This is a genomic window from Sediminimonas sp. (assembly GCF_024637375.1).
Lineage (GTDB): Bacteria > Pseudomonadota > Alphaproteobacteria > Rhodobacterales > Rhodobacteraceae > Sediminimonas.
Genome location: NZ_JAGXFK010000057.1, coordinates 21,850 through 35,650, shown reverse-complemented (window position 1 = coordinate 35,650; position 13,801 = coordinate 21,850). Strand labels below are relative to the sequence as shown.

Here is a 13,801-nt window from a genome sequence, read left to right as displayed (position 1 = left end):
TGACGCAGCACAACACGACGCCGACGCCCTTCAAATGGACCAAAACCGCCGAAGATATCCTCACCCGGGAACGTCGCGCGCTGGACGCTCTCGATGAAATCCGTGGAAATAGGTAGGAAGCGTCAGACTCGGAACACTAGCGCAAAAAAACCGCCATTGAACCGGAAAAATGCCCGCCGAAGACAATCCCGACCCAGTCGTTGTACCCAGGCCACGTCAGACGCAAAAAAACAAACAAACACCCAAACCAACCCCAACCACCACCAGAAAACACAACAGAAAAAACCCGATGGTGGCGCGCTGGCACGTCGGGAACCGCGTCTGGACATGCCCCGTGGACGATGCGCGCGCAGATTGATTCGCATGGCGCGCATTCGCGATCAGGGCGCGTGCCGGCGCTGCCGGTGCGTGCGCCGCGGCGGCGATCCGGCTTGCCGATCTGCGCCGCAGCACGCATCATGCGCGCGCACCGCATCGCGACCGCCAAGCAACGGATCGAGGGAAACCCGGCATGAAGGTCGAGGAAACCGCCCTGACGGGCGTTCTGATCATCGAGCCTGCGCGCGTCGCGGATGCGCGGGGGTTCTTTTCCGAGAGCTGGAACCGTCGGCGGATGGCCGCGGCCGGCATCGACATCGACTTCGTGCAGGACAACCATTCGCTGTCGCGGCAGGCGGGCACATTGCGGGGGCTGCATTTCCAGGCCCCGCCCCACGCGCAGGCCAAGCTGGTGCGCTGCGGGCGCGGGGCCTTTTTCGACGTGGCCGTCGACATCCGCCACGCCAGCCCCACTTTCGGGCACTGGGTGGGGGTCGAGCTGAGTTTTGACAACGGCCGGCAATTGCTGATCCCCGAAGGGTTCCTGCACGGCTTCGTGACGCGCGCGCCCGATACCGAGGTCATCTACAAGTGCTCGGATTACTATGCCCCCGACTGCGACGCCGCCGTGCGCTACGACGACCCCGATCTGGGCATTGACTGGGGGCTTGAGGCCGCGCCGGTGCTGTCGGACAAGGACGCCGCGGCGCCGCGCCTGCGCGACCTGCCGGCATATTTCACATGGGAGGGCCGCGCGTCATGAAACTGCTTGTCACCGGGGGCTGCGGCTTCATCGGCTCGGCGGTGGTGCGGCAGGCCATCGCGCGCGGGCATGAGGTGGTCAACCTCGATGCGCTGACCTATGCCGGCCGGCCCGAGAACGTGGCGGCGGTGGCCGACAGCCCCTTTTACGCTTTCGAGCATGCGGATATCCGCGACCGTGCTGCGCTGAGCCGCATCTTTACCACGCATGCGCCCGACGCGGTCATGCACCTGGCGGCCGAAAGCCATGTCGACCGTTCCATCGACGGCCCCGGCACCTTTGTTGAGACCAACATCACCGGCACCTACAACATGCTCGAAGCCGCGCGCGCCCATTGGGTGGGGCAGGGGCGGCCCGAAACGTTCCGCTTCCTTCATATCTCGACCGACGAGGTCTATGGCTCGCTCGGCCCCGAGGGGCAGTTCACCGAAGACACGCCCTACGATCCGCGCAGCCCCTATTCGGCCTCCAAGGCGGCGTCGGATCACCTGGTACGTGCCTGGCATCGCACCTATGGCCTGCCGGCGGTGCTGACCAATTGCTCGAACAATTACGGTCCGTTCCAGTTTCCCGAAAAGCTGATCCCGGTGGTGATCCTCAATGCGTTGGCGGGCAGGCAACTGCCGGTCTACGGGCAGGGCGCGAACGTGCGCGACTGGCTATATGTCGAGGATCACGCCGACGCGCTGCTGCGGGTGCTGCAACAGGGCGCTGTGGGGCGCAGCTACAATATCGGCGGCGAGAACGAGCGCAGCAACCTGGAACTGGTGCGCGCGCTCTGCGCCATCCTCGACGGCAAGCGCCCGCGCGCGGAGGGCCAGTACGCCGACCTGATAACCTTCGTCGCCGACCGTCCCGGCCACGACGCCCGCTATGCCATCGACCCGGGCCGCATCCGGGCCGAGCTGGGATGGCGGCCATCGGTGACGCTGGAGGAAGGGCTGGAGCGCACCGTCGAGTGGTATCTCGCCAACGAAGGCTGGTGGCGCCCGCTGCTCGATCCAAACGGCGCGGGCCAAAGGCGGGGCCTGTCGGCATGAGCCTGCTGGTTTTCGGACAGACCGGGCAGGTGACCGCCGAACTGGCCCGTGCGACCCCCGGGGCAGTGTTCCTGGGCCGCGACGCGGCCGATCTGAGCGACCCGGGAGCCTGCGCCGAGGCCATTCGCGCCCATGCCCCCGCCGCCGTCATCAACACCGCCGCCTATACGGACGTCGATCGTGCCGAGACGGAGGAGGCGCTGGCCACCACCATCAATGCCGACGCCCCCGGCGCGATGGCGCGTGAATGCGCAGGCTTGGGCATTCCGCTGGTGCATGTCTCGACCGATTACGTCTTCGACGGCGGCGGCGCAGCCCCGTGGCGCCCCGAGGATATCCCCGCCCCCATCAATGCCTATGGCCGGTCCAAGCTGGCCGGCGAACGCGCCATCGCGCAGGCCGGCGGCACTCATGCCATCGTGCGCACCTCGTGGGTGTTCTCGGCGCACGGGGGCAATTTCGTGCGCACCATGCTGCGTCTGTCGCAAGCCCGCAACGCCCTGAACATCGTCGATGACCAGATCGGCGGTCCGACGCCCGCCGCCGATATCGCCCGCGCCTGCCTGGCCATCGCCGAGGCGCTGCGCGCCGATCCGGGCAAGAGCGGTATCTACCACTTTTCCGGCGCGCCGGACGTGAGCTGGAAAGGCTTTGCCGAGGCGATCTTCGCCATGGCCGGGCGCGACGTGGCAATAACCGGCATTTCCACCGCCGATTACCCCACCCCGGCGCGCAGGCCGCTCAACTCGCGGCTCGACTGTGCCGCGACGCGGGCCGCTTTCGGCCTCGGGCAACCCGACTGGCGCGCCGCGCTCGACGCGGTCATAGAGGAACTGAAAGGAACGCCATGACAGATCGCAAGGGCATCATCCTCGCCGGCGGCTCAGGCACGCGGCTCTATCCCGTAACCCTCGGCGTGTCGAAACAGCTTCTGCCGGTCTACGACAAGCCGATGATCTATTATTCCCTTTCGGTGCTGATGCTGGCCGGAATCCGCGACATCGCCGTCATCACCACGCCCGAGGACGCCGACCAGTTCCGCCGCGTGCTGGGCGACGGCAGCCAGTGGGGCATCCGGCTTGGCTACATCACCCAGCCCTCGCCCGACGGGCTGGCGCAGGCCTACACGCTGGCCGAGGGGTTTCTGGACGGCGCACCGTCGCTGATGGTGCTGGGCGACAACATCTTTTTCGGTCACGGCCTGCCCGAAATGCTGGCAAGGGCAACGTCGCGCCACGCAGGCGGCACCGTCTTCGGCTACCGGGTGGCCGACCCGGAACGCTACGGCGTGGTCGATTTCGACGCGACCGGAAACGTGCGCGGGATCGTGGAGAAACCGCAAAACCCGCCCTCGCATTACGCGGTGACCGGGCTTTACTGCCTCGACGGCACGGCGCCGCAAAAGGCCGCGCGGGTCACTCCCTCGGGCCGCGAAGAGCTGGAAATCACCGCGCTGCTGGAGATGTACCTGGCCGAGGGCACGCTGACCGTCGAAACCATGGGCCGCGGCTATGCCTGGCTCGATACCGGCACCCATGCCAGCCTTCTGGACGCGGGAAATTTCGTGCGCACCCTGCAAACCCGCCAGGGGCTGCAAACCGGCAGCCCCGACGAGATCGCCTTCGCCAAAGGCTGGATCGACGCCGCGGCGCTGTCCGAGCGGGCCAGCCAGTTCGAAAAGAACGACTACGGCCGCTACCTGTGCACGCTCATCGGCTGAGCCGATGCTACCGCGCCCATCGGCCTTGCGCCTTGCGCCGTTCTGTGGTCGATCTGCAAGGACTTGGGTCGGCCCGCATGGCTCCATCAAGCCGGATATTGCCATGCCCGTGGGGTCTGCCCGGAGGAGGAGATGTCGATGCACCTCACGCTCAGCCATCGTGACGCGCTCTATTACCTGCACCATGCACCCGCCCGCGACGGGGCGCCGACCTTCGTTTTTGTCAACGCGCTCACCGGCTCGACCGAAGCCTGGGAGGCCGCCGTCGCCCCGGCGCTGCGCGAGGCGGGTTTCGGCACGTTGAGCTGGAATTTCCGCGGTCAGGCCGACTCGCCCTTCGATCCGGGGCTTGAGTTGACCGACGCAGTCATAGTTTCCGACCTGGGGCGGCTGCTGGCCGAATTGCGCCCCGCCCGGCCGATTCTGGTGGGCCTGTCCATCGGCGGGCTTTACGCGGCGCGCGCGGTGCTGGGCAGGGCAAAGGCCGAGGGGCTGGTGCTGCTCAACACCCTGCGCGAGATCGGCCCGCGCATCGACTGGGTTAACCACGCCATGGCGCGCATCGTTGCGCATGGCGGTGTGGGGCTGTTCATGGACGCGCTGTTCCCGCTGCTGGTGAACGCCGATTTCGCCGCCCGGGCGCGCGAGAACTTTCTCAATGGTGACTACACCCCGCTTCCACCCGAACACGGGCACATGAACCTGATGCGCAATGCCGCGCACACCGACTGGGCGCTCGATTACAGCGCGCTTTCCCTGCCCACGCTGGTGATCACCGGCTTGCAGGACCGGGTGTTTCTCGACCGCGAGATCGTGGACAGGCTTTATGCGCAACTCCCCGACGCGCGGCGCGAGGACTGGGCCCAGGCCGGGCACCTGCTGCCGCAGGAGGCCCCGGCACGGCTGGCCGACAGCCTGGCACGCTTCGGCGCGGAGACCGGCGCATGAACATTCCCGAGAAATGGGCCTACCCGGCGGTTCTGATCGGCGTGGCCGGGCACGCGAGTTCCGAGTTCTTCGCCAAGCTGGGCGGCGTCGGTGGGCCGGAAACCTCTGTCTGGCGCTATTTGCTGGGCGGTTTCGGGCTGATCCTCTGGGCGCTCATGCATCGCGACAGCCGCGACCTGATAACACCTCTGCGGCGCGAGGGGCTGCATATCGTCTGGCTGTCGCTGATGGGTGTGACCGTCACCTACCTGTTCTTCCACTGGGCGCTGGATTACGCCACCGTCATCCAGGTGGCCACCGTCACCACCACCATCCCGATCTTCGTCGGGCTGGCCAACTGGGTGGTCAACGGCGTGCATCCCGGCACGGTAAAGATCGCGACCGGCATCCTGGCCTTGCTGGGCATTGCCGTGCTGCTGACCGATGGCGCGCTCGACGCGCTGGCAGGCGGGGTGGGCACGCTGCCCGGCGTTCTGCTGGCCACGGGCTGCGCGGCGTTGGGGTCATTCTACGCGGTGCTGGTCAAACCGGTGATGGCGCGCCACGGGGGGCTGAAGATCATCGCGCTGACGATGATGACCGGCGGCATCGGGTTGTGGCTGCTGGTCGGCGCGGCCTGGGGCAAGTGGGTCAACCCCGCCAGCATCGTCGACAAGCCGGCGCTGGCGGCGTGGTCCCTGGTCATCCTGGCGCTGTGGAACACCACGGTGACGCAGTTGATGTGGTTCGGCGGGCTGTCGGCGGCGCCCGACATCACGCGCGCCTCGTACCTGTTCTTCCTCAAGCCGGTGATCGCGGCGGTGCTGGCGGTGCTGATCCTCGCCTCCTACCCGACGCCGTTGCAGGTGCTGGCGATCGTGCTGGTGACAAGCTGCGTGCTGGTCGAACTGTTCTGGCCGCGCCTGCGCACGCTGGCGGGGCGGTAGGGCGCATGGACCGGGCAAAGGGTCAGCGGCGCCCCTCGGCCTCGTCGATCAGGCCGCGCACCCATTTCGTCACCCACCAGTTGATTGGCAGCCCCAGCGGGATGCTCGTCAACAGCGCGGCGACGGGTGACAGCGCCGGCAGCCCCACCGCCTGCCACAACAACCCCAGCATGAACAGGTTGATCGCCACCGCCAGCGCGGTGAACGGGTACAGCAGCAGGTAAAGCCGCCCCGTGCGCGGCCCGTCGCTCCGGTTGTCGCCTTGCGCAGTCATGTCGCCACCCGCGCGCTTTCCAGCGCCCGCGCCACCAGTTCCGGCACGCCCGCGGCGCAGCCGATCGGGTCGAGCCGCGGCCCCTGAAAACCCGCCTTGTCGAGCGCCTCGGGGATATCGCCCGTCACATGCCCGCCGCGGGCGGCAAAGAACGGCAGGCAGATCGCTTGCGTCCCCATCCCGGCGGCGGCGTCGGCCAGGAAGGGCGGCTCCTCGATGAAGCCCACGCGTACCTCGGCGAGCGGCAGACGTTCGCCCAAGCCTTGCGCGAAGGCGCGCGTGTCGCGCGCCGAATTGGGGCTGCGCCCCGACCCGTGCCCGGCGATGAGCAATTGCGCCGTCTCTGCCTGCCAGCCCTGGCGCGCCAGCACCTCGCGCAGCAGATCGGCGGCCAGCGCCGGCAGGTCGGGCGACACGCCCAACGGGCGCAGCAGCCGCGCGTCGGGGGCGGTGGCGAGGCGGGCGCGCAGGTTGTCGCCGGTGAACCAGCCCTCGGTCATGAACAGCGGATAGACCAGCGGCGCCGACCCGGCCGCCGCAAGCGCGGCGTCGAGTGCGCCTTCCCTTGCCAGCGTGGCCGAACCCACATGCCAGCCGGGCAGGGCGTGCGCCACCTGCGCTGCGAACGCCGCCAGTGTCGCTTCGGCCGGGTCGGGATCGCCGGGCTGGCCGTGGCTTACCACGATGGCGGCGGGGTCAGTGGCTGGTGCCTTCCGAGAAGGTGATCTTGTTGAAGACATTGTATTTCCCCGAGGGTTTGCGCATCGGCAGGCGGGTGACTTCCGTCAGCGTGGCGGCATCGTAGACGATCACCGCGCCGTCGTCTTCCCACACCGAGACCAGCGCGTGGCTGCCGTCGCGGGTGAACTCCACATGTGCCACCGTCGCCCCAGGCACCGGCCGCAGGGTCTTGACGATATCGAGGCTCTGCTTGTCGATCACATGCATCGCGTCGCGGTTCGGCCCGAAAAAGACATCGGCCCACAGGTAGGGCGTGTTCTCGTGGCTTCTAAGGAAAAATCCCGGGCCTTTGGTTTCGATTGTGGTCACCGGTTTCCAGGTTTCGGTGTCGATCACCGAAAGCATCCCCTCGCGCAGGTGCGGCGTGGCCATCACCCGCCGGCCGGCGCGCCGCCACGAGATGCCCGACCCCAGATGCGGCATCCCCGGCAGCGGCAGGTCTGCGATCTCGCGGCCGACATTGAGGTTGACCACCACCGCGCGCCCAGAGTCCCGTGCCGCGCCTACAAGGTTGCGGTAGTCGTCGGTGAAGAAGAAGTCATCGAGCGGCTGGCCCAGCATGATCCGTCGGCGCGCGAACAGCCCCTGCGAGGATGGCAGCGCCTCGACCATCCCCTTTTCGCGCGAATGCACGAACCCCTCGTAGACCGGGTCGGCGTTGGGGTCTGTGGCCACTTCCCAGATTTCCGGCACGTCCTTGAGTGCCAGGATGAAGCTGTCGCGCGGCGGCGCCTGGTAGACGGCCGAGACACGGCTCTTGCGCCCGCTCTTGCCCACCACCGGCATCACCCTTTTCACGCCCAGGTCAGCGGTGGACAGGATCGTCAGCGTCATCGGCAGGTAGTTGGCCACTGCCAGCCACTTGCCGTCGCGGCTGATGGCGATGTTGCGGCTGTTGAGCCCGGCGCGCACGCGGCCGACCTCTTGCAGCGACCAGATATCGTATTTCTGCACCCAGCCGTCGCGCGACATGATGAAGACAAAGCGCCCCCCGGGGCTGAATTTCGGCCCGCCATGTACGGCGAAGGGGGTCGCGAAACGGTCGAGCACCTTGAAGGTATCGCCGTCCAGCACGCTGACATGATGATCGCCGGTTTCCACCACCAGCGTGATATTCAGCGGGTCGGCCTTGAACAACGGTGCGGCGGCCGGCGCATATCCGGGGTCGAGCGTGCGCGTCCCGGCAATCTCTTGCGCCCCCCATTCCGGCACCTGCGCCAGCGGGGCTTCCAGGTAGGCGGCCAGGTCGGCTATCTCGGATTCGCTCAGCGTGTCGGCAAAGCCGGGCATCTGCGTGGCCGCGCGCCCCCTGGCGATGACCTGCGCCACCTTCGGCCCGCGCATGCGTTTCAGCGTTTGCGGAATCAGCGCCGGCCCGGTGCCGCCCAGGCGGCTTTTGGCATGGCATTCGGCACAATGATCGCGGTAAAGCGCCGCCGCCCCCGGCCCCGCCTGCGCCGCCGGCGACAGGGCCAGCGCCCCGGCCAGCGCCAGCGCGCTACTGAAAACGGTGCGCCGGATCATGGCGTTTCCCCCGGAATGGCGTGACGGTCAGCCGGTCGGCCTCGGGCAGGCCGATCTCGGCGTTGTCGAGGTAGCACGCCGGGTCCTCGGCCCAGGGATCGCCGGTCAGTTGCAGCGCGCGGATGCGGGTATTGCCGCCGCACACCGACCGGTAGGCGCAGGCCCCGCAGCGCCCCTTGAGCGGGCGGGGGCGGCGGCGCAAATGGGCCAGCATCGGGTCGTCGCCCGTCCACAGATCGGAAAACCGCGCCGTCTTGACGTTGCCGACGGTGTAGTCCGACCAGTAGGTATCGGGGTGGACCCGCCCCAGCGTGTCGATATTGGCCACCCCCAGGCCGGAGGAATTGCCGCCCCATGCTTGCATGTGCGCGCGCAGATGCGCCACGCTGGCCGCATCGAAATGCCGTTCGGCCCAACGCAGCAGGTAGACGGCATCGGCATCGTTGTTGCCGGTGACGATGTCGAGCGGCGCCTGCCCCGTCGCTGCCTGCCAGCCCCGCGCGATCAGCGTATCGAGCGCCGCGCGCGTGTGATCGTGTACCGCATCCTCGCCGCGGTTCTTGTCGCCACGGCCCGCGTAGACGAGGTGCGACAGGTAGAACTTGTCCACGCCTTCGTCGTCGCACAGCCGCAGCAGGTCTGGCAGTTGCCCGGCATTGTCGCGCGTCAGCGTGAATCGCAGCCCCACCTTGATGCCGCGCGCCCTGCATTCGCGCACCCCCCGCACCGCGTCGTTGAAGGCGCCGTCGACGCCGCGGAACCAGTCGTTGGTGGCGCCGATACCGTCGATGGAGATGCCGACATATTCGAAGCCGATCTCGGCCACGCGGTCGGCGGTCTGCCCGTGTATCTTCGTGCCGTTGGTGGACAGCGCCAGCATCCGCACCTTGGGCCGCGCCGCCCGGGCCAGATCGAAGAAGTCGAACCTGTCCAGCGGCTCGCCCCCCGACAGGATCAGCGCAGGCACGCCGAAATCGCCCAGATCGTCGAGCGTTGCCAACGCCTGGTCGTGCGACAGCTCACCGGGGAAATCCACGTCGGCAGAAACGGTATAGCAGTGCCGGCAACGCAGGTTGCAGCGCCGGGTAAGGTTCCAGATCACCACCGGCCTGACGGTCGCGGCCGCGCGCGGGCGCGGCGGCGGCGTGGGTGTGATCAGTTGTTGCATGTAGTCGGTGAGGCGGAACATCTCAGCCCTCCTTGGGCCGCAGACGCAGCCCGGTTTTCTTGAGGATGCGCGTGGAATAGAGGATATCTCCGCCCCGGCAGGCATCGCCGAGCAGCGCGGAGATTTGCGCGCGCTTTTGCTCGACCTCATGGCGGCTGGTCCCGTGGATCATCGCGAACAGGTTGTAGGGCCAGTCGGGCAGGGCGCGCGGGCGCTCGTAGCAGTGACTGACGCAATCCAGCGCGCCCACCCGCGCCCCCAGGGCGCCTACCTGCGCGTCGTCCACATCCCAGACCGACATGCCGTTGGCCACCAGCCCCAGGGCATAGTGGTCGGGCGCCGCGGCGATACGACGAATGACGCCGCGCGCCTGAAGGCTGCGCAGCCGTTCGCACAACTCGGCCTCGGGCAGGCTCAGCCCCGCGGCAACCGCCGCATATGGCTCGGGCACCAGCGGCAGGCCGGCCTGGGTGGCGGCGATGATGCGGCGATCGGTGGCGTCGATGCTCATGCGGCGACCCTGAAGCCAATGAAGAATTCCCTGAGTTTTGGGAAACGGAGCACATCGTACCCCGTTTCCCGGGCAAGGGACGCGGCCACCGACCCGATCTCGTCCTCGGTTTCGGTTGCCAGGACGAACCACATGTTGAGCCAGTGGTCGCGCTGATAATTGTGCGCCACCTGGCTGTAGGCATTGACTTTTGTCATGACCGCCTCAAATTCGTCCGCCGGCACCGCCATTGCGCACAGGCAGAACGCCCCGCCCATGGCGCTGGCATCGAAGAACGGGCCGAACCGGGTGATCACGCGCGCGGCCTTCATCCGCGCCAGCCGGGCGATCAGGTCGGTCGTGTCCAGCCCCAGTTCCCCCGCCACGGTCCCGAACGGGTCGGGCGCAATCGGCAGGCCCTCCTGCAGGCGATTGAGGATCAGCCGATCGGTGGCATCAAGGGTCATGCGCGTGTCCTTTCCGCGGCCACCATGGCGCCGGTCTGCTTGAAGCAGCGGCTGGAAAACAGCGCCAGGTGCGGCACGTCCCGCAGCGCCGGCAGGGCCGCGGCGGCGTCGATATGCGCCAGCGCTTCGGCCCGGTTGCGGGCGTGAATCATCGAATAGAGCCGATAGGGCCACACACCTTTGGCCGGGCGGCGCTCGTAGCACAGCGTCACGCCCGGTTGCGCGGCCAGAAGCGGCCCGGCGCGCGTGATCGCGTCATGGGGCAAGTCCCACACCACCATCGCGTTGGAACGCCAGCCCAGGGCGCGGTGGCGCACGATGATGCCGAACCGGCTGATGACGCGCGCCGCGCAAAGCGCCCGGATGCGCGCCATGACATCGTTCACGTCGCGGCCCAGCCGCGTGGCCAGCGCCAGGTAGGGCCGCGCCTGCAACGGCAGGCCGTGCGTCAGCGCCTGCAGCAGGGCGCGGTCGCCCGGGCGCAGTTGGCCGGTGTCGGGCGGCGGCACGGCCTGCGCCGCGTCGACCCCGCCGCCGCGCAGGTCAAAGCCCAGGTCCAAGTTGAAGGGCCGCACCAGCGGCAGGTCGAGCACCCGCAACCCACTCTGCGCGCCGATCCTTGCCAGCGTGGCGGCGACATGCGCCCGGTCCGGGCCGGTGACGACGAACCACAGGTTCCAGTCGTGCTCGCGCAGGTAGGAATGGTTCACGCCCGGCTCTGCCGCGATGATCTGCGCCACCTCCTCCACCAGATGCTCGGGCGCGGCGACGGCGGCCAGCGTGCTGGCGGCGATTGTGTTGGGCGCGACCGTCGCGCCGACGCGGGTGATCTGTCCCGCCGCCCGCTTGGCGCGCAGCCGGGCGATCACGTCGCTTTCGCTCGTGCCAAGCTGCTGCGCCAGCGCGCCGAAGGGCCGGAAGGTGACCGGAAAGCCGCGCTGCCAGTCGTTGAGCAGCGCCCGGTCGACGGGATCGGCGAAGCGGTCCATCCCTCAAAGCCCCGTGCGGTGCGCGCGCGCGGTAAAGAAGATGCCCGAAGGGCTGCGCGCATCGATCTCGCCCAGCTTTTCGAAGGTCTCGGTATCGTAGACCATCACCTTGTCGGCATCGCGTACCGACAGCCATACCTCATGGCCCCTTGGGGTGAATTCCATGTGCAATACCCCCGGGCCGGGTTTGAACTCGTGAACGACCCGCTTGGTCAGCGTGTCGATCACCTGGATGGTGTCGTTCTTCGGGTGTGCGAAGTTCACCCAGACATGGCGGCCATCGGGCCGTGCCATGGCGAAAACGGGCTGTCCGTGAGTGGGGGTGCGCCCGGTTTCCTTGAGCGTGCGGGCATCGACCCACAACACCTCGTGCTGGCCCATGGCGGGCAGGGCGAATTCACGCCCCGCCAGCGCCCAGCCCTCCAGGTGCGGCATCTTGTAGACCGGCAGCCCCTCGCGCCCATCGGCATAGCCGGGCAGGATGGGCCGCGGCCGGGGGTCGTCCTGCCACAGGTCCAGCGCGCTCAGGTGGTCGGCGCCGAACAGCCCCGCAATATAGGTGCGCCCGTTTGCCGTCACCAGCGCGTCGTAGGGGTTGGCGCCCATGCCGGCGATCCTGGTGATCTCGGGCGTTTCCGCCGACAGATCGGCGATCCACGTCTCGCCCCGGTCCCACAATGAGAACACGAAGCGCGTGCCGGGGATGTCCACCAGACCCACCGTTTTCGATCCGGTGGGAATGTCGGCCACCATTTCCAGCGTGTCGGCGTCGAAAACGCGCACGCCGCCGGGCTCGTAGTTCGACACCGCCACGTAGCGCCCGTCGTCCGAGATCGCCCCGCCGATGGAATTGCCCGCCTGCATGACGCGGCCGACCACCGCGCGCGCGAGGATATCGACCTTGGTCAGCCCGCCATCGCGGCCGAACACGTAGGCGAAACGCTCGTCCGGGGAATAGACAAGGCTCGCATGGCTCAGATCGCCCAGCCCCTCGATGCGACCGATCGCTTCGCGGCGCGTGTGATCGACCACCACCAGCGCCCCGTCGGCGCGTTCGACCACCAGGCCCAGCCCGCCCGTGGCCTGCGCCCGGGCGCCCCCCGCGAGCGCCGCGCAAATAACCAGCGCCACCATCAGCAGCAACTGCCGGACGCCTCCGGCGGGAGTATTTCTGGAAAGATGAAGCCTGCCTGTGCCCGGGCCTTCATCTTTCTCGAAATACTCCGGGGGAGTCGCGCATCGCGCGACGGGGGCAGCGCCCCCGCGACCGGGTGCGGCCGGGCTCATTCGGTGCCTCCTTCAAGCAGATAGTTCGCGATCCAGCGCGCCTCGGCCGCGCTCAGCAGCGGTCGCCAGGGCGGCATCGGGGTGCCGGGGATGCCGTCGAGGATGATCCCGGTCAGCAGCCCGGCATCGGTGTGCGACAGCGCATCGGGCGTAAGCGGCGTGCCCAGCCCGCCTTTGAGCGTCATGCCGTGGCACGACCCGCAGTCGTGGCGTACCAGCCGTTCCAGTCGCGCGGCGTCGATGGGGCGCTCCGCCCCGCTGCCGGCGGCGGCTGTCGCCGCCAGCACGGTAGTTGCGACGAGGCTACGCATCGGCGGCCACCACGGCCTGCGCGCCCGTCGCGGTGGCGCTTGGCAGCGCCGAGTAGAGCGACACCACCTCGCCCACCACGAACAGGATCGGCCCGTCCAGCCGCGCGGCGTCGAGATCGGCCGGGATGTCGCGCAGCGTTGACAGCACCCGGCGCTCGCGCGCGGTGGTGGCCGCAGCGATCGCCAGCACCGGCATGTCCGCCCGGCACCCGCGCGCCACCAGTTGCCGCGCAATTTCGGCCATGTTGGCCGCGCCCATGTAGATCACCAGCGTGGTGTCGGGGCATGACAGGCCGGTCCAGTCCAGGTCCAGCGGTGCGTCCTTGGCCCGGTGGCCGGTGACGTAGCGCACGCCGGTGGCCAGCCCGCGATGGGTGAGCGGCACGCCGGTGGTGCTGGCCGCGCCCTGGGCCGAGGTGATGCCGGGCACGCAGGTGACGGCGATGCCCGCGGCGCGCAGGTCCGCCGCCTCTTCGCTGCCGCGCCCGAAAATCAGCGGATCGCCCCCCTTGAGGCGCACCACCCGCAGCCCCTGACCGGCCAGATCGACCAGCAGCGCGTTGATTTCCTCCTGGGGCACCTTGTGGCAGCGCGGCATCTTGCCGACATCGACGCGCCGCGTGGCGGGAGGCACCAGCGCCATGATCTCGGGGCTGACCAGCCGGTCGTGCACCACCACGTCGGCCGCGCCGATCAGGCGCAGCGCCTTGACCGTCAGCAGATCGGGGTCGCCCGGTCCGGCCCCGACAAGAAAAACCTCGCCCACGGCCCGGCCGCGTGCGGCCCCGTGGCAAGTGGCGGGGGTGTCCGGGGAAAAGCGCATCTGGCTTGCTCC

17 protein-coding genes are annotated in these 13,801 nt (G+C 68.5%); 6 read left to right on the top strand and 11 right to left on the bottom strand.

Annotated elements, in window-relative coordinates:
• Positions 1–136: 136 nt before the first annotated feature.
• The gene (locus Q0L89_RS09405; protein WP_296764244.1) at positions 137–460 is read right to left on the bottom strand and encodes a hypothetical protein; all 324 of its coding nucleotides are present in this window, start codon (positions 458–460) and stop codon (positions 137–139) included.
• Positions 461–511: 51 nt separating this feature from the next.
• On the opposite strand from Q0L89_RS09405, the gene rfbC reads away from it, so the two are divergent.
• The 6 genes from rfbC (at position 512) to Q0L89_RS09375 (ending at position 5,715) form a co-directional block, all read left to right on the top strand.
• The gene (rfbC, locus tag Q0L89_RS09400; RefSeq protein ID WP_296764242.1) at positions 512–1,081 is read left to right on the top strand and encodes a dTDP-4-dehydrorhamnose 3,5-epimerase; all 570 of its coding nucleotides are present in this window, start codon (positions 512–514) and stop codon (positions 1,079–1,081) included.
• The gene (rfbB, locus tag Q0L89_RS09395) at positions 1,078–2,121 is read left to right on the top strand and encodes a dTDP-glucose 4,6-dehydratase (protein ID WP_296764240.1); all 1,044 of its coding nucleotides are present in this window, start codon (positions 1,078–1,080) and stop codon (positions 2,119–2,121) included. The genes rfbC and rfbB overlap by 4 nt, the downstream gene beginning before the upstream one ends.
• Entirely contained in the window at positions 2,118–2,972 is an 855-nt protein-coding gene (rfbD, locus tag Q0L89_RS09390) for a dTDP-4-dehydrorhamnose reductase (protein ID WP_296764239.1), read from the top strand. The genes rfbB and rfbD overlap by 4 nt, the downstream gene beginning before the upstream one ends.
• Complete coding sequence (gene rfbA, locus Q0L89_RS09385) at positions 2,969–3,841, top strand: glucose-1-phosphate thymidylyltransferase RfbA (RefSeq protein WP_296764237.1); 873 nt, start codon at positions 2,969–2,971, stop codon at positions 3,839–3,841. Before rfbD ends, rfbA begins: the two co-directional genes overlap by 4 nt.
• 132 nt (positions 3,842–3,973) lie before the next feature.
• On the top strand, positions 3,974–4,789 hold the full coding sequence (locus Q0L89_RS09380; RefSeq protein WP_296764235.1) for an alpha/beta fold hydrolase: 816 nt from the start codon (positions 3,974–3,976) through the stop codon (positions 4,787–4,789).
• Positions 4,786–5,715, top strand: a complete 930-nt coding sequence (locus tag Q0L89_RS09375; RefSeq protein ID WP_296764232.1) for a DMT family transporter — start codon at positions 4,786–4,788, stop codon at positions 5,713–5,715. Before Q0L89_RS09380 ends, Q0L89_RS09375 begins: the two co-directional genes overlap by 4 nt.
• A 22-nt stretch (positions 5,716–5,737) precedes the next feature.
• Here Q0L89_RS09375 and Q0L89_RS09370 read toward each other — a convergent pair whose 3' ends face one another.
• From Q0L89_RS09370 to cobA, 10 genes are all read right to left on the bottom strand, one after another.
• Positions 5,738–5,989, bottom strand: coding sequence for a hypothetical protein (locus Q0L89_RS09370; protein ID WP_296764231.1), 252 nt, complete (start codon positions 5,987–5,989; stop codon positions 5,738–5,740).
• Positions 5,986–6,672: a sirohydrochlorin chelatase gene (locus tag Q0L89_RS09365; RefSeq protein ID WP_296764228.1), complete on the bottom strand. Its 687-nt coding sequence runs from the start codon at positions 6,670–6,672 to the stop codon at positions 5,986–5,988. Before Q0L89_RS09365 ends, Q0L89_RS09370 begins: the two co-directional genes overlap by 4 nt.
• A gap of 13 nt (positions 6,673–6,685) precedes the next feature.
• A complete protein-coding gene (locus Q0L89_RS09360; protein ID WP_296764226.1) occupies positions 6,686–8,254 on the bottom strand; it encodes a nitrite reductase in 1,569 nt (522 codons plus the stop codon).
• Positions 8,229–9,443, bottom strand: coding sequence for a heme d1 biosynthesis radical SAM protein NirJ (gene nirJ / locus Q0L89_RS09355; protein ID WP_296764223.1), 1,215 nt, complete (start codon positions 9,441–9,443; stop codon positions 8,229–8,231). Before nirJ ends, Q0L89_RS09360 begins: the two co-directional genes overlap by 26 nt.
• A gap of 1 nt (position 9,444) precedes the next feature.
• Positions 9,445–9,933: an Lrp/AsnC family transcriptional regulator gene (locus tag Q0L89_RS09350; RefSeq protein WP_296764221.1), complete on the bottom strand. Its 489-nt coding sequence runs from the start codon at positions 9,931–9,933 to the stop codon at positions 9,445–9,447.
• Complete coding sequence (locus Q0L89_RS09345; RefSeq protein ID WP_296764218.1) at positions 9,930–10,379, bottom strand: AsnC family transcriptional regulator; 450 nt, start codon at positions 10,377–10,379, stop codon at positions 9,930–9,932. The genes Q0L89_RS09350 and Q0L89_RS09345 overlap by 4 nt, the downstream gene beginning before the upstream one ends.
• Positions 10,376–11,368: an Lrp/AsnC family transcriptional regulator gene (locus tag Q0L89_RS09340; RefSeq protein WP_296764216.1), complete on the bottom strand. Its 993-nt coding sequence runs from the start codon at positions 11,366–11,368 to the stop codon at positions 10,376–10,378. The genes Q0L89_RS09345 and Q0L89_RS09340 overlap by 4 nt, the downstream gene beginning before the upstream one ends.
• A gap of 3 nt (positions 11,369–11,371) precedes the next feature.
• On the bottom strand, positions 11,372–12,502 hold the full coding sequence (locus Q0L89_RS09335) for a cytochrome D1 domain-containing protein (RefSeq protein WP_296764247.1): 1,131 nt from the start codon (positions 12,500–12,502) through the stop codon (positions 11,372–11,374).
• Between the two features lie 149 nt (positions 12,503–12,651).
• A complete protein-coding gene (locus Q0L89_RS09330; RefSeq protein WP_296764213.1) occupies positions 12,652–12,966 on the bottom strand; it encodes a cytochrome c in 315 nt (104 codons plus the stop codon).
• Positions 12,959–13,789 carry a uroporphyrinogen-III C-methyltransferase gene (gene cobA, locus Q0L89_RS09325; protein ID WP_296764211.1) on the bottom strand — a complete coding sequence of 277 codons (831 nt, stop codon included), beginning with the start codon at positions 13,787–13,789 and terminating at the stop codon, positions 12,959–12,961. Before cobA ends, Q0L89_RS09330 begins: the two co-directional genes overlap by 8 nt.
• Positions 13,790–13,801: the final 12 nt, after the last annotated feature.

Coding starts and splice junctions, on each gene's coding strand:
- cobA (WP_296764211.1), bottom strand. CDS start 13,789: ATGCGCTTTTCCCCGGACACCCCCGCCACTTGCCACGGGGCCGCACGC.
- Q0L89_RS09340 (WP_296764216.1), bottom strand. CDS start 11,368: ATGGACCGCTTCGCCGATCCCGTCGACCGGGCGCTGCTCAACGACTGG.
- Q0L89_RS09370 (WP_296764231.1), bottom strand. CDS start 5,989: ATGACTGCGCAAGGCGACAACCGGAGCGACGGGCCGCGCACGGGGCGG.
- Q0L89_RS09375 (WP_296764232.1), top strand. CDS start 4,786: ATGAACATTCCCGAGAAATGGGCCTACCCGGCGGTTCTGATCGGCGTG.
- rfbB (WP_296764240.1), top strand. CDS start 1,078: ATGAAACTGCTTGTCACCGGGGGCTGCGGCTTCATCGGCTCGGCGGTG.
- Q0L89_RS09380 (WP_296764235.1), top strand. CDS start 3,974: ATGTCGATGCACCTCACGCTCAGCCATCGTGACGCGCTCTATTACCTG.
- Q0L89_RS09335 (WP_296764247.1), bottom strand. CDS start 12,502: ATGGTGGCGCTGGTTATTTGCGCGGCGCTCGCGGGGGGCGCCCGGGCG.
- Q0L89_RS09345 (WP_296764218.1), bottom strand. CDS start 10,379: ATGACCCTTGATGCCACCGATCGGCTGATCCTCAATCGCCTGCAGGAG.
- rfbC (WP_296764242.1), top strand. CDS start 512: ATGAAGGTCGAGGAAACCGCCCTGACGGGCGTTCTGATCATCGAGCCT.
- rfbD (WP_296764239.1), top strand. CDS start 2,118: ATGAGCCTGCTGGTTTTCGGACAGACCGGGCAGGTGACCGCCGAACTG.
- Q0L89_RS09405 (WP_296764244.1), bottom strand. CDS start 460: ATGATGCGTGCTGCGGCGCAGATCGGCAAGCCGGATCGCCGCCGCGGC.
- Q0L89_RS09360 (WP_296764226.1), bottom strand. CDS start 8,254: ATGATCCGGCGCACCGTTTTCAGTAGCGCGCTGGCGCTGGCCGGGGCG.
- rfbA (WP_296764237.1), top strand. CDS start 2,969: ATGACAGATCGCAAGGGCATCATCCTCGCCGGCGGCTCAGGCACGCGG.
- Q0L89_RS09350 (WP_296764221.1), bottom strand. CDS start 9,933: ATGAGCATCGACGCCACCGATCGCCGCATCATCGCCGCCACCCAGGCC.
- nirJ (WP_296764223.1), bottom strand. CDS start 9,443: ATGTTCCGCCTCACCGACTACATGCAACAACTGATCACACCCACGCCG.
- Q0L89_RS09330 (WP_296764213.1), bottom strand. CDS start 12,966: ATGCGTAGCCTCGTCGCAACTACCGTGCTGGCGGCGACAGCCGCCGCC.